At 49.3% G+C, this 14,846-nt stretch carries 12 protein-coding genes; 1 reads left to right on the forward strand and 11 read right to left on the reverse strand.

Features of this window, described 5'->3' with window-relative positions:
- Window positions 1-7: 7 nt before the first annotated feature.
- The 10 genes from IX31_RS08220 to ssb1 all read right to left on the reverse strand — a co-directional run bounded on the left by IX31_RS08220 (window position 8) and on the right by ssb1 (window position 11,393).
- Window positions 8-1,525, reverse strand: coding sequence for a tripartite tricarboxylate transporter permease (locus IX31_RS08220; protein ID WP_241767170.1), 1,518 nt, complete (start codon window positions 1,523-1,525; stop codon window positions 8-10).
- 9 nt (window positions 1,526-1,534) lie between these two features.
- Window positions 1,535-1,996, reverse strand: coding sequence for a tripartite tricarboxylate transporter TctB family protein (locus IX31_RS08225; protein ID WP_034456934.1), 462 nt, complete (start codon window positions 1,994-1,996; stop codon window positions 1,535-1,537).
- Window positions 1,997-2,047: 51 nt separating this feature from the next.
- The gene (locus IX31_RS08230; RefSeq protein ID WP_034456936.1) at window positions 2,048-3,019 is read right to left on the reverse strand and encodes a tripartite tricarboxylate transporter substrate binding protein; all 972 of its coding nucleotides are present in this window, start codon (window positions 3,017-3,019) and stop codon (window positions 2,048-2,050) included.
- Window positions 3,020-3,036: 17 nt separating this feature from the next.
- Complete coding sequence (locus IX31_RS08235; protein WP_034456938.1) at window positions 3,037-4,086, reverse strand: sialidase family protein; 1,050 nt, start codon at window positions 4,084-4,086, stop codon at window positions 3,037-3,039.
- Window positions 4,087-4,097: 11 nt separating this feature from the next.
- Window positions 4,098-5,024, reverse strand: a complete 927-nt coding sequence (locus IX31_RS08240; RefSeq protein ID WP_034456940.1) for a dihydrodipicolinate synthase family protein — start codon at window positions 5,022-5,024, stop codon at window positions 4,098-4,100.
- Between the two features lie 12 nt (window positions 5,025-5,036).
- Window positions 5,037-6,683 (reverse strand): signal transduction protein, encoded by a 1,647-nt coding sequence (locus tag IX31_RS08245; RefSeq protein ID WP_034456942.1) that lies wholly within the window; start codon window positions 6,681-6,683, stop codon window positions 5,037-5,039.
- A 20-nt stretch (window positions 6,684-6,703) separates the two neighbouring features.
- On the reverse strand, window positions 6,704-8,299 hold the full coding sequence (locus IX31_RS08250) for an FGGY-family carbohydrate kinase (protein WP_034456944.1): 1,596 nt from the start codon (window positions 8,297-8,299) through the stop codon (window positions 6,704-6,706).
- A 267-nt stretch (window positions 8,300-8,566) separates the two neighbouring features.
- Window positions 8,567-9,343, reverse strand: coding sequence for an ABC transporter substrate-binding protein (locus IX31_RS08255; protein ID WP_034456946.1), 777 nt, complete (start codon window positions 9,341-9,343; stop codon window positions 8,567-8,569).
- A 14-nt stretch (window positions 9,344-9,357) separates the two neighbouring features.
- On the reverse strand, window positions 9,358-10,536 hold the full coding sequence (locus tag IX31_RS08260; protein WP_034456947.1) for a M20 aminoacylase family protein: 1,179 nt from the start codon (window positions 10,534-10,536) through the stop codon (window positions 9,358-9,360).
- 317 nt (window positions 10,537-10,853) lie between these two features.
- Window positions 10,854-11,393, reverse strand: a complete 540-nt coding sequence (ssb1, locus tag IX31_RS08265) for a single-stranded DNA-binding protein SSB1 (RefSeq protein ID WP_034456949.1) — start codon at window positions 11,391-11,393, stop codon at window positions 10,854-10,856.
- Window positions 11,394-11,621: 228 nt separating this feature from the next.
- Between ssb1 and uvrA the strand changes: the two genes are divergently transcribed.
- A complete protein-coding gene (gene uvrA, locus IX31_RS08270; protein ID WP_034456951.1) occupies window positions 11,622-14,447 on the forward strand; it encodes an excinuclease ABC subunit UvrA in 2,826 nt (941 codons plus the stop codon).
- Here the strand turns inward: uvrA and IX31_RS08275 are convergent, their stop codons facing one another.
- Complete coding sequence (locus IX31_RS08275) at window positions 14,448-14,801, reverse strand: MmcQ/YjbR family DNA-binding protein (protein ID WP_034456953.1); 354 nt, start codon at window positions 14,799-14,801, stop codon at window positions 14,448-14,450. It abuts the gene before it with no gap.
- Window positions 14,802-14,846: the final 45 nt, after the last annotated feature.

The raw sequence follows: 14,846 nt of genomic DNA on the forward strand, positions 1-14,846 counted from the left end.
CCCTTCCTTAGCTGGAGCTGGTTTGTTTACGCCATAAGGCTTTCAAACGCGGACCAAAAATCGGTAGCAACAGTGTCAGTATCGCGATACCTAAGAACACCGCACAGACCGGGCGCGTCAGAAATATCATCGGATCACCTTCGGAGATAACTAACGTGCGACGGAAATTTGATTCAGCCATTGGGCCAAGAATAATACCAATTACGATAGGCGACATAGAAAAGTCCAGCTTGATCAGAATGTAAGCTGCAAGACCTGCACCCATCATCACAAACACATCGGTCATATCATGGTTTACGGAATACGCGCCAACCGAGCACAAAACAAAGATAATCGGCACCAACACGCGACGCGGGACACTCATCACTTTGGCAAACAAGCGCATTCCCATAAAGCCCATAATGCCCATGAAGATATTTGCGGCGAATAACCCAATAAAAATGGAGTTCACTTCAACCGGGTGTTCAGTGAATAACTGCGGCCCAAGCGCCAGGCCCTGTACCATAAATGCGCCCATAATAATCGCAGTTGCGCCGTCACCAGGGATCCCAAGCGTCATCAGTGGCACCATTGCTCCCCCTGCGACAGAGTTAGCGCCTGCTTCAGGAGCTGAAACGCCTTCCGGTGAACCATGACCAAACTCTTCCGGATGTTTTGACCAACGCTTGGCTTCGTTGTACGCAATAAACGAGGCTATATCACCACCCGTTCCTGGAATCGCACCGATACCAGTGCCAATGACTGATGAGCGAATATAAGTCGGCATCACACGTTTAATGTCAGACCAGGTCGGCAAAATACGGTCAATTTTGCTTTTAGTCTGGCGCACAATACCTGCAAGACGCTCACGGTGATCTTCCTCAAGGCTTAATAAGCCTTGAGAGAAGGCGAACAAGCCAACCAGTACAGGAATAAATGAAATCCCCCCCATCAGATAGATTGAGTCAAAGGTGAATCGCATTCCGCTGGTCATTGGGTCGAGCCCAATGGTGGCAATAAATAAGCCCAGAACGCCGCCAATAAGTCCCTTAATAACGGACTGTGAGGAAACACTGGTAATAATGCTGATACCAAATATCGCTAATGCGAAATATTCAGCCGAAGAAAAACCGGTCGCGACTTTCGCCAACAAGGGCGCGATTAAGACCAGAGCGATGGTGCTAAATACACCACCAAACATAGAAGCGAGGGTCGATAAACCCAGCGCGCGTCCTGCTTCACCTTTCTTCGCCATCGGGTAACCATCAAGCACTGTGGCTGCAGACGCTGGTGTACCCGGTGTACTGATTAAAATAGCTGTAATTGAGCCGCCGTAAACTGCACCGCAATACACACCTAACAGCATCAGGATGCCAGTCATCCCCTGGAATGAATAGGTTAGCGGCAACAGCAATGCAATCCCCATATTCACCGTTAACCCGGGCAGCGCACCAATAATAATGCCCGCCAGAACCCCCAGCAAAATCATGCCGGTGGTCTCTAAGCTAAAGACAATCATCAGGGCATCAAGAATTTCGTTCATCATGACCTCTTATTACTCGGAGAAGATGGATTCCGGCAGCGGTGAATTAAAGACAATCTCAAATGAAACATAAATACACAGGACTATTAGTGCCGTCGTGACAGCAATAAACAACGGTCGCCGTTCACCCATCACCCACATGATGGCGGGAATCAAAATCAGCGACGAAGCGATAAATCCGGCATAGCAAAGTGCAATCGCGTAAATCACCATCAAGACGGTGACACCATAGGCTTTACGAACCGGAAAGGATGAGAGATCGGCCTTCTGGTTATTCTCTCCTGCACCTTGAAAATAAGTACTGATGCACTGGATAATTCCCAGGCCAATAAATAACCAAGCCAGACAATAAGGCCAGAAGCGCTCGCCTAATATTCCGTTTTCATCAAACATCGGCATATTGCGCGAAAGAAAGATAATTGCTATCCCCAATACCAGTGAGAACATCCCAACAAAAATATTCTGCGTACGCATTGTTGTCTCTCCCTCCTGCCGTAAAACGGCAGGAGCGTCTATGTTGGTGGATTACTTTTTCTTAGTCTCAGCAATCAATTCGCCGTACATCTGATCATCTTCTTTCATCATGTTGTAGGCATCATCACCGGTAATGACGACTGGCATAATGCCTTGTTTTTTCAATGCTTCCTGATAAGCAGGTGTTTTCACCACGTCGGTAAAGGTATCAACCAATTGTTTCTTAATGTTGTCGTCAATTTTTGCGGTAGTAGCCAGAACAGCCCAGGCACGCATTTTGACGTTAACATCCAGATTCAGAGCTTCTTTAAAGGTCGGGACATCAGGGAATAATGGAAAACGCTTTTCATCCATCACGCCGAGTACTTTTAAAATACCGGCATCGACCTGAGATTTAACTGAACCAGGCGTGGTTAATACTGCATCAATATGCTCTCCAACCAGAGCCGCGATTGAAGGACCCGTCCCTTCGTTATAAGGAACACGGTTAAATTTAGTGCCGGTAATTTTCTCGATGTTTATCGTTGCGAGGTCATAAATAGCCCCCATACCGGAGTTACCCACTTTAATTTTGCCAGGGTTAGCTTTAGCAGCATCAATAAATTCTTGCAGCGTGTTATACGGTGATTTTGCATTAACGACGACAGCAACTGGGTCGGCAATAGTCGTCGCTATTGGTGTGAAATCTTTATAAGTCACCGGAGATTTCCCTTGATGCGGGAACATGGCTAATTCCACGGTCGTCATCACCAGCTTATATCCGTCGGGACGTGCTTTTGCCACTTCGAGCAAACCAGTAATACCGTTACCCGCAGGCTTATTAACCGGAACCATCATGGTGCCAGACGGCATTTTGTCGCGAGCAAATTCAATTATCGTACGTGCAGAAGTATCAGTCCCACCACCTGGATTCTTTGGAATAACGACATCAATATTCTTTTTGGGATAGGTCAGAGTTTGTTCCGCATGCACCGCTCCAAAAGGCAGCAGCATCAATAAGGCACATAACAGGTTCTTCTTCATAGGGTACTCCGCTATTTTTAGTTATTGTGGGTAATGACTTGGTAAACGATGTTTGTTCTATTAAATGTCCACGTCAGATGTAAAACGCCCCCTTCGGCAATAATGGCTGGGTAGGAAAATTCACCTTTACCGTGTTCCAAAGCCCAGGGTTGTGACCACGTAGCACCATTATCTTGTGATTCAAGCAAAGCAATCGGATAACGTCGCCCCCAGTTTCCTTCAATAGGATTACACGCCAGGACCAGAGTGCCGCAGCCCAGACGAACCACATCAATTCCACTGTTATTATTGGGAAGCGACGTGGCATAAGCAGCGCACCAGCTTCGACCATAATCAAAAGAGTCGGTACGATAGATCTTTCCACGCGTACTGCGTAGCAACGCGTGAATATTTCCCGGTTGCGATTCCCACAACGTGGGCTGAATCACACCATCCCAGGCAAACACTTGCTGTAAATCGCATTCCCAAAGTGCGTTGTCCTTAAGACCTTGCCAGATATTTTCCTCTTGAGCATGAACAGGTTGCTGATGTTCAAAAGGAATGTCGGCTTTGTACCAGGATTGTCCGCGGTCAGAAGAAATATCGGCAAAGGCGTCCCAGTGCTGATTGTTTTCTGTAGAGCCCGGAGCTAACCACTCACCGTTGCTCATCACCAGAATTTTATTTTTCACCGGCCCGCGTGGCTGTGGGTCGCCCTTGATTAAGGCACGCGGTTCGCTCCAGCTCAGTCCTCCATCGTGAGAAACAGCAACGCGCGTGACCCAGGTGTGCACATCTGGCCCGATTTTATAAAACAGCCACACCGTCCCTTGCTGGTAATGCAGAACGGGGTTCCAGTGCGCAATACCCGCTTCAGCCATGATGCGCAGTGCAGGTTGCCATTCACTATTTTTTGAGCGAGAGAGCCAAATCGCGGTATCACCGCCGCCCTCTTTACTGCCTGCAAAAAATGCCACCAGAACGATTTGCTGTTCGGGCAATACCACCAGCGTCGAAGCATGGCATTGGGCAAAATCCGTTTGCGATTCTGACAACAAGAACTGGCGACTTTTTTGGGTGAAAGACATCGACTCTCTCCTTAAATTGCCAATGTTTTCTGAATATCGCGCCCTAATTGCACCATGCTATCGATTGCCTGCGGGAAGAAGGTTTCACTGTAGCCCTGGCTGGTGCGCACCCGGCAAATATGGGTCGAGAAATTACCAATCTGTTGCTGGAAGGATTTGGCACACACCGGGTAATCCAGGCTTTCGGCCAGGGCCGCCGTAGAGAGGTAATCCGCCAGGCGTTGAGCTTTTTCTGGCTGTGTCTGGAAGTTTTCGTACAGCCAGACATACAACTCAGGATGGAAGTTAGCCATCACGCCGCTGTAGGCCTGGCAACCAGCCTGCAGTGAAGCCAGCAACGTTTGGCTATTCGCATTTGCCAAATGCAAACGACTACCTTTGGTCAATTCCAGACGGCGTGTGATCATCGGCAGGCTACAACAAGTGTCTTTGATAAAGGTGTAGCGACCGCTTTGCGCGCACCATGCGACAGTTTCTTCACTTAGCAGACGCTTGTACGGGAACGGGCATTCGTAAATGCCCAGATCAACATGATTAGGGACATCGGCAGTCAGGCGCTGTAAGTTTTCTAGCGCCAACGCATCGCTTTCACCCGCCAGAGCCAGCCGATTACTGATGAGGATCACCGCATCCACACCGGTATCAGACATTTTAATAAGTTGTTCACGCTGGTGATTGAACGCATTGGCGGTATGGCCGGATGCCACCACCGGCACCCGTCCATCAACACATTTCACGACAAATTTCACCAGTTCGAGGGACTCCTCATCACTGAGGAAAAACATTTCACTCGACTGACAATCTGCAAATAAACCATGCACACCTGCCGCTAGATACCACTCAATTAAGCGTTCAAGCGACGACCAGTCGATCTCTTTTTGCTCAGTAAATGGCGTTAACATCACCGGCCAAATACCACGGTATTTTTGTTCGTTCATCAACTAGCCCTCTTACAACAACCGAATCGCGTCGCCGGCAATCTGCACCCGAATTCCCTGGGTCAGCGACTGGGCAACAAAGGCCTGCAATACCGTTTGCAGTTCGTTTTCTGGCACGTAGGCAACTGTCAGGTGGTTACTTTGATGGCCCGCCATCAGGTCATCACGTCCAACACCATCAAGCACTGCATTAAGCAATGGCCATTCGTAGCAAGTAACACGGCGACGACGTTCGAACTCATCACCAGGCAATTCCACAGCATGCCCGGTGCCGATATGCATGATGACGTTACACCCTTCGTAATGTGCCCGTGCCCAGATAAAGCGCCCGGCCTTGCCCTGCCCGCTAATGGTTGATCCGCCATACGGGAAGTACATCGCTGGCTGGCGGTAACCCGTCGCGCCAGCAATGCCGCCTTTCAAATGTTCAAACGGTACGGCACCAGAAATTTCCAGATCCCAATAGAAGGTGCCCTGATATTCACTGCCCCAGCGGATGTCGTGCAGTGTGGTTTCTGCTGGCAGAGAGAAGGAAGTTAATAAGCGCCACAGCATGGTTTGCGGTATCGCGGTACCCATATCCACTTCATTGATACAGGGAATAGGCTGCCCGGCACAGATGATGTTGCCCTGCTCGTCCGGAATCGGGAATCGCTCGGTAGAACCAATAGCGCCTTCGGCAAAATCAGATGCAGCACAGCTATCTTTCAGCCCTTGTTGATACTGCACACCCACAGCAGTTAAGCCGAAGCGTCGCACAAATCGCGCCATCGCAATCATCATTGCACACTGTTCTTTAACCTGATCGCGGGTCAACTCTTCACGACCATTTTCGCCAAACTGGAATTTCATGCCGCGTTCCTGATACCAGTTGAGGCACTCTTCGCGCAGTTCATCAGGCACTTTTTCCATCTCAATCAATAATGCCGACTGAGATAGCGATTCGATTGGCATACCGATATTCACCATCGCTTGCTGCGGGAATACGCCATTAATCATCCCCATGCAAAAAGTATCAAACAGGCCAAGAATCTCTTTGTTTTTCAGAATGAACTCACCGGCTTTACGCCCCATATCTCCCGCAGATGTCGCCATTACCGGATGTGTTGGAGCGACATCTTTCAGGTAACGAGTCGAATGCTGTAATGAACCGTAACGCAGCCAGGTTTGCAGGCCGTTAAGGAACAGGTCGTCATCAAAATTTTCCGACCACAGGCGCGAGTACGTTTTGCCAAGGCTGGTTAGAGAACCTGCCAGGCACAACATGCCGACTAATCCAGGCCAGGTGCCATCAAAATTTGCCAGTAGTAAAACCGGGCCTTTGTGATGCACTAGCGAAGGAGCAACGTGATGCGAGTATTGCCAGGCAGTCAGCAAGACAATCACTGGCGCATGTTCATCAATTTGAGCAAATAAATCGCTTCCCTGGCGTTGGCTGCTGATAAAGCCATGCCCACGATCTTCATCAATCGGATGAGCACGTTTCATGCTGTAACCCAGAGAGCTTAAAGCGTCCTGCAATTTCGCTTCGTATTTTTGCTGCACCGGCCAGCAAGCAAGATTCGCTGATTCTCGTAAATCAGCATTGGTCACCATCAGGATTTCATTTTTACCCGCGGTTATTTTTTGAGGCGCAGAAGGTAAGGTTTGCGTAATCACGTTCTTATTCCTTTATGTAATTAAAGAGCCACGAGGTTTTGCTGCATCACAGCCTGATAGCACTGCTGGTCCTGGTACATTTGCAGGTAGACCTGATATTTGGCGTCGTGGAATGCACGATGCGTCTGGTCCGGTTCAATGGTCTTATCGAGTCTGACCATTGCCCTGGCCGCGCTTGAAAAACTGTCAAATATTTTGCAGGCAACAGCACCGTTGAGCGCCGCCCCTAGGGTGACGGCGTCTTCTTCTTCAACAAGATGGATAGCGCGCCCGGTGGCGTTGGCGTATTCACGTAACCAGAGGGGATTTTTGCTCGCGCCACCGCATAGCGTGATGGAGTCAATTCGCTGCCCATGTTGTTCCATGGTGTCGATGATGTGACGAGTGCCATAAGCAATAGCTTGCAGCGTGGCGAGATACAGCCTTGCCAATGCTTGTTGACCTTTTTCAAGCGTCAGCCCGGCGATCATTCCTTTGGCGTTGGAATCTGAACGCGGTGAACGGTTGCCATGATGATCCGCCAGAATATGCAGATGGCGTGTCGGGTATTGTTCTGTTTGTTCTAGTTCAGCAACCCATTGGTTGAGGATTTGATAAACGCTACAACCCAGTACAGCAGCCTCATTTTTCAACGCAGGCCATGCGTCGCTTTGCATCAGCGTCCAGTCAACCAATGCTCCAGCAGCACTTTGCCCACCTTCGTTCAGCCACCAACCTGGATACATTGCCGCAAAGTAAGGCCCCCAGACGCCAGGAACAGATTTGGCTTCCTGGCTAACAATCATGTGGCAATTCGACGTCCCGCTAATGAGTGCAAGGTTTGCTTCAGGCGCTGTCGCTACCAATGCCAGGCCGCCAGCATGAGCATCGATTAAACCGCTGGCGACAATCACATTGCTGGTTAGCCCCAACTGAGCTGCAGCATCTGAGCGCAACGCACCAACGGGTTCGCCAATCTGAATAATCTGCGGTGGTATTTTGTTAACTAAATCAGTTAAATCAATCGATTCCAGCAAGCTTTGGCTAAAGCGCTCTTCATGAGCCAGGTAATTCCATTTGCACGTCAACGTGCAGATACCTGCCGCATCAACGCCAGTTGCACGCCACACGAGATAATCGGCCAAATCAAAAAAACGCCAGGTGGATGTGTAACGCTCTGGATAGTGCTGTTTCAGCCAGAGAATTTTAGGTAATTCCATTTCAATGCTGACTTGCCCGCCAACGTATTGCAGGGCTGAATCATTCGTCTCATTGATGCGCTGAGTTTCAACACCAGCGCGGTGATCCATCCACATCACGATGTCGTGATCGGCATCCCCTTCCTCACCTACAGCCACTGGCTGGCCGCGATCGCCTACCGCCACAAGAGAGCAAGTCGCGTCGAATCCAATTGATGCCACTTGCTGAGGTTTTACGCCCGCAAGACTTATCGCTTCACGCACTGTTGTGCACACTTGTTGCCAGATATCGCTGGAAGATTGTTCGACCCGATTGGGTTGATAATGAAACTGCTGAATAGGGCGCACTGAAAATGCCAGACGGGTACCATCCATAGTAAAAATACCCGCCCTGACACTTGCAGAACCAACATCAACGCCAACAAATAATTTAGTCATTTTTTTGCTCTCATCGGCTACTGCGTCGAGAAAGCATATTGGTTTAGTGAATAAATAAACACAACACGGCACTGTCTATTTTGTGATCAGCTCGACAAGCTATGGCCAGCTTCAAATGAAGATAAAAGGTTAACTATTTGTTTTTAAGAAGTTTAATGAAGGGTGATTTTCATACAGTTTTTTAGGTTGAGAGAAGTGAGAGTCCGGAGAGTAAAGCGGGCCAGAATGAAACCATTTTGACCCATTTTTTACTTGTGATATGAGGGATTATATTCCTGAATAAATATCAAAACTGAAGTATTTATCTGCGAGTTTCTTATAAGTGCCATCAGCAATAATCTGGCTTATCGCTCCATTTAGCGCTTCACGTAATTCGTTATCATCCTTTCGCAAACCAATTGCAGCACCAGCACCGAATAGTTCAGGGTCCTGTAATGCTCCGCCTATCATGGCAAAATCCTTACCCTGCGGTTTATTCAGGAAACTATATTCCGCCATGACACCAGACAGCACAGCACCATCAATACGCCCGGATTCTAAATCCTGAACGACCAAATCAGCCCCCTGATAAGCAACGACATTTACACCAGAATTACGCCAGTTTTTATTGGCATAGGTTTCCTGAGCCGATCCCTGCTCGACACCAATCGTTTTGCCTTTTAACAGTTCAAGCTCAGGTTTAATGTTGGTATTTTTATGTGCAACCAGAAATACTGGGCCATTATAAATTTTATCGGTAAAAGCGACCTGTTCCTTTCTTTTCTCCGTCATATACATCCCGGAAAGAATGGCATCAAACTTCCTGGCTTGCAGTGCAGGAATAATCGCATCAAAATTATTCTCCACCCACACGCATTTCGCCTGAAGTTTCTCACAAATAGCATTCCCTAAATCAATATCAAAGCCGACAACTTTACCAGTCGCGTCTTTTGACTCAAAAGGTGCAAATGTCGGATCAACACCAAAACGGATTTCTTTAATATTATTTGCCAATGCTGAAGTCGTCGCCAGCAGAGCAATTAATGGCAGTATGTATTTTTTCATATTAGCTCCGGCAATTAACGACAATAAGTTTGGACTAAGCGGGAAAAGAATGAGGCGCCGGTAGAAATAATGTCATCATTAAAGTCATACCCAGGGTTATGCACCATACACCCACCCTTATCTCCCTTCTCTCCATTCCCCAATAAGAAATAGCTGCCCGGTCTTTCTTGCAGCATAAAAGCAAAATCTTCGCTGCCGGTCGAAGGAAGAACTTTATCGAGCACCGCATCTTTGCCAAAGAACTCAACAGCCAGTTCCCGGGCAAATGCCGTTTGCTCATCATCGTTAATCAGCACTGGATAGGAGTCGTAGACTTCCACTTCACAACTTGCACCAAAACTTTTAGCGGTAAAATCCGCTAACTCTTCAATTCGTTTAATCAGCAGATCGCGAATTTCTGGTTTCATGGCACGCACGGTTAATTCCATCACCGCAGTGTCTGGGATAACGTTGGATGCAATGCCCGACTGGAAGGTTCCAACAGTAACAATGGCTGTTTCGCCAGGTGTGACATTGCGGGAGACAATGGTTTGCAATGCGGTAATTAGCGCCGCGCCCGTCACGATTGGGTCAACGGTACGTTGCGGATAAGCACCATGGCCACCATAACCTTTGATGGTGATTTTTACGGTGTCTGCCGAGGCCATAAAGTTGCCTGAGTAGAAACCTAATTTTCCGGTCGGCAAGCCTGGCATATTGTGCAGGGCAAAAACACGGTCGCATGGGAAACGGTCGAATAATCCCTCTTTAATCATTAAGTCCGCACCGCCAATCGCTTCTTCGGCAGGTTGGAAAATGAGATGGACTGTGCCGTTAAATTCGCAGGATTCGGAAGCAATATATTTTGCAGCCGCTAATAAAATAGTGGTGTGCCCGTCGTGGCCGCAAGCGTGCATTTTCCCGGCCACGGTACTGGCCCAGGGTAAATTCGTTTCTTCAAAAATAGGGAGTGCGTCCATATCAGCCCGCAGGCCAATAGATTTATTCGAATCCCCTTTTTTCAAAGAACCCACAACCCCAGTAGTGCCAATACCGCGCGTGACTTTATATCCCCATGATTCAAGTTGCTTTGCTACTAAATCGCTGGTTTTAAACTCTTCCAGACTTAATTCTGGGTTTGCATGTAGATAATGACGTATTGCAATCATCTCATCTTCTGATGCTTTTATTTCTGGAATAATACTATCCGTCATGCTGTTCTCCGGTGGAGTTATACCCGTCATACTTCAAGTTGTGGGGGTGTTGACTGCACTCACAAACCCCAGTCACTTACTAAAGTAAGCTCCTGGGGATTTACTCCCTTGTCTCCTACCCACAACTCGAATTATTTAGGGTGTATAAGTGTGTGTTTGCACAAATTAACTTAGCTGGATAACGTTTTAATGCAAGCAGGAATACTTATGACGCGGAGCAATACATTCAGGTTATTAATAGTCGCTTTTACACACGTTAAAAAAACAAAAAACCCCGCAAGCGGGGTTTTAGATAATGCTAAATGCCAGAACCATTATCAGAATGGAATATCGTCATCGAAATCCATTGGTGGTTCATTGTTAGATGGTGCTGGAGCGCTCTGCTGCGGGCGAGATTGTTGCGCACCGCCGCTGAACTGGTTGCCACCTTGCTGCGGTTGTTGAGGCTGACCCCAACCACCTTGCTGCTGGCCTTGAGCACCGCCGCCGGCAGGAGCACCACCCGCTGCGCGTCCACCCAACATTTGCATGGTGCCGCCAACGTTAACCACGATTTCGGTAGTGTACTTTTCAACACCAGCCTGGTCAGTCCATTTACGAGTTTGCAATGCACCTTCGATATAAACCTGGGAGCCTTTACGCAGGTATTCACCTGCTACTTCGGCCAGTTTGCCAAAAAGCACTACACGGTGCCATTCAGTTTTTTCTTTGGTTTCGCCGGTTTGCTTATCGCGCCAGGACTCTGACGTGGCCAGAGTAATGTTGGCAACTGCGCCACCATTTGGCATGTAGCGTACTTCCGGGTCTTGACCCAGATTCCCGACGAGAATCACCTTGTTTACGCCTCTGCTGGCCATGATCGTGTCTCCTGAAACGTTTAATAAGTAGTGTAAACCCTCGATTCTACCACGCCACCCCTAATCTTTATAGCTGCGGGATGTATTCCAGAATGTCGGCGGGATATACATTATTGCATTAAAGCACTGGATATCCATTCAGGTTTTATTGTGTCATAATTAGCCGTTTGTGATCGTCGGCGGCCTCCAGTGCGGCCTGGCAAAAAGCGTTTAAACCGGGAAAGGTGAATGGATAAGATCGAAGTTCGGGGCGCCCGCACCCACAATCTCAAAAATATTAACCTCGTTATTCCACGCGACAAGCTGATTGTCGTGACTGGGCTTTCGGGTTCTGGCAAATCCTCACTGGCTTTCGACACCTTATACGCCGAGGGGCAACGTCGTTACGTTGAGTCCCTCTCCGCCTATGCGCGTCAGTTCCTGTCATTGATGGAAAAGCCTGATGTCGACCACATTGAAGGTTTGTCGCCTGCGATTTCTATCGAGCAGAAATCGACCTCTCACAACCCGCGTTCAACTGTCGGTACCATCACAGAAATTCATGACTACCTGCGCCTGCTATATGCCCGCGTAGGCGAGCCGCGTTGCCCGGATCACAATGTTACTCTGGCGGCGCAAACCGTGAGCCAGATGGTCGATAACGTTTTAGCTCAGCCGGAAGGCCGGCGCCTGATGCTGCTTGCGCCAATCATTAAAGATAGAAAAGGTGAGCACAGCAAAACGCTGGAAAACCTGGCAAGCCAGGGCTATATCCGTGCGAGGATCGACGGCGAAGTGTGCGATCTATCCGATCCACCAAAACTTGAGCTGCAAAAGAAACACACCATCGAAGTGGTGGTTGACCGTTTTAAAGTCCGTGAGGATTTAGCGCAACGTCTGGCCGAATCATTTGAGACAGCGCTGGATTTATCCGGTGGTTCTGCGGTTGTCGCCGATATGGATGACGAAAAAGCCGAAGAACTGCTGTTCTCTGCAAACTTTGCCTGCCCAATTTGTGGCTATAGCATGCGTGAACTGGAACCTCGTCTGTTCTCGTTCAACAACCCGGCCGGCGCCTGCCCAACCTGCGACGGGCTCGGCGTGCAGCAATATTTCGATCCGGATCGTGTTGTGCAAAACGGTGAGCTTTCCCTTGCTGGCGGCGCAATACGTGGCTGGGATCGCCGTAACTTCTATTACTTCACGATGATGCGTTCGCTCGCCGAACATTACAAATTCGATATCGAAACGCCGTGGAACGAACTGACAGCCAGCGTGAAAAGCGTAGTGCTTAACGGCTCCGGTAAAGAAAGCATTGAGTTTAAATATATAAACGACCGTGGCGACACCTCGGTGCGCCGGCATCCGTTTGAAGGCGTTCTGCATAATATGGAGCGCCGCTACAAAGAAACGGAGTCTTCCGCAGTACGCGAAGAGCTGGCGAAGTTTATCAGCAACCGTTCCTGCTCAAGCTGCGAAGGCACACGCCTGCGTCGTGAAGCACGGCATGTGTTTGTCGAAAACACCCCGCTGCCGACTATTTCAGACATGAGCATCGGCCATGCAATGGAATTCTTCCAGAACATGAAACTCAGCGGTCAGCGTGCGCAAATTGCTGAAAAAGTGCTGAAAGAGATTGGCGACCGCCTGAAATTCCTGGTGAACGTCGGCCTGAACTACCTATCTCTTTCACGATCCGCAGAGACACTTTCCGGTGGCGAAGCACAGCGTATCCGTCTGGCAAGTCAGATTGGTGCGGGTCTTGTCGGCGTGATGTACGTGCTGGATGAACCCTCTATCGGCTTGCACCAGCGTGATAACGAACGTCTGCTTGAAACGCTGATTCACCTGCGCGATCTCGGGAATACCGTGATTGTGGTAGAGCACGATGAAGATGCTATCCGCGCCGCAGACCATATTATCGATATCGGCCCTGGTGCCGGTGTGCACGGTGGTCAGGTGGTTGCTGAAGGCACCATGCAGGACATTATTGATGCGCCTGAATCCCTGACCGGGCAGTTCCTTAGCGGCAAACGTGAGATTGCTGTGCCGAAGAACCGCGTGCCTGCCGATCCGGAGAAAGTGCTGAAACTGGTTGGTGCAAAAGGCAACAACCTGAAAGACGTGACGCTAACGCTGCCGGTAGGTTTGTTCACCTGTGTGACCGGGGTTTCCGGTTCCGGGAAATCAACGCTGATTAACGATACCCTGTTCCCAATCGCCCAACGCCAGCTTAACGGCGCAACGATTGCGGAACCTGCGCCGTATCGCGACGTTCAGGGTCTGGAACATTTCGACAAAGTCATCGATATCGACCAAAGCCCGATTGGGCGAACACCACGTTCAAACCCTGCGACCTACACTGGCGTGTTTACGCCTGTGCGTGAGCTGTTTGCCGGAGTGCCGGAATCACGAGCGCGAGGTTATACGCCGGGTCGTTTCAGCTTTAACGTGCGTGGCGGGCGTTGCGAGGCCTGTCAGGGCGATGGCGTGATCAAAGTTGAAATGCACTTCCTGCCGGACATTTACGTGCCGTGCGACCAGTGCAAAGGCAAACGCTATAACCGCGAAACGCTGGAAGTTAAGTACAAAGGAAAGAGTATCCACGAAGTGCTGGATATGACCATTGAAGATGCTCGTGAGTTCTTCGATGCCGTTCCTGCACTGGCGCGTAAGCTGCAAACGTTAATCGACGTGGGCCTGTCTTATATTCGCCTGGGTCAGTCGGCAACGACGTTGTCCGGCGGTGAAGCGCAACGTGTGAAGCTGGCGCGAGAGCTTTCTAAGCGTGGCACCGGTCAGACGTTATATATCCTTGATGAGCCAACGACTGGCCTGCACTTTGCGGACATCCAGCAGTTGCTGGAAGTTCTGCATCAGTTGCGCGACCAGGGCAATACCATTGTGGTTATCGAACATAATCTGGACGTGATTAAAACCGCAGACTGGATTGTCGACCTTGGCCCAGAAGGCGGTAGCGGCGGTGGCGAGATTCTGGTTTCCGGGACGCCAGAAACAGTGGCAGAGTGCGAAGCATCTCATACCGCTCGTTTCCTTAAACCTTTGCTTAAATAGTTATCTCACATACTGCTGTCTGACTTGCTCAGGCAGCAGTGATAGTGCCTGCTGATATGAAGCATCCACCAGGTAATAAATTTGTGAGTCCGGAAGCGATCCATCCAGATAAAGCGTGCTCCAGTGCGCTTTATTGAGATGCGCGCTTGGAAAAACATCCTGATGCTGCGCGCGAAGTAAATCAGCCAGGTCGGGACTTGCCTTCAGCGAAACCGCCGGCCTTTGTTCCACATCATGTACCATCGCGTACATCACATCCGCTACTTTGATTTGTGTGGCCTTCCAGTCGCTATGAACCGTTTGTTCCGCTCCGGGTTTGTTCATGCAGTACTGCAATAGATCCGAATTGGTCATTTTATTCCCCCTGAGAGACTCCCGTGAAAACGATGTGCTGACCAG

This window comes from Buttiauxella noackiae (assembly GCF_000737905.1).
Taxonomy (GTDB): domain Bacteria; phylum Pseudomonadota; class Gammaproteobacteria; order Enterobacterales; family Enterobacteriaceae; genus Buttiauxella; species Buttiauxella noackiae.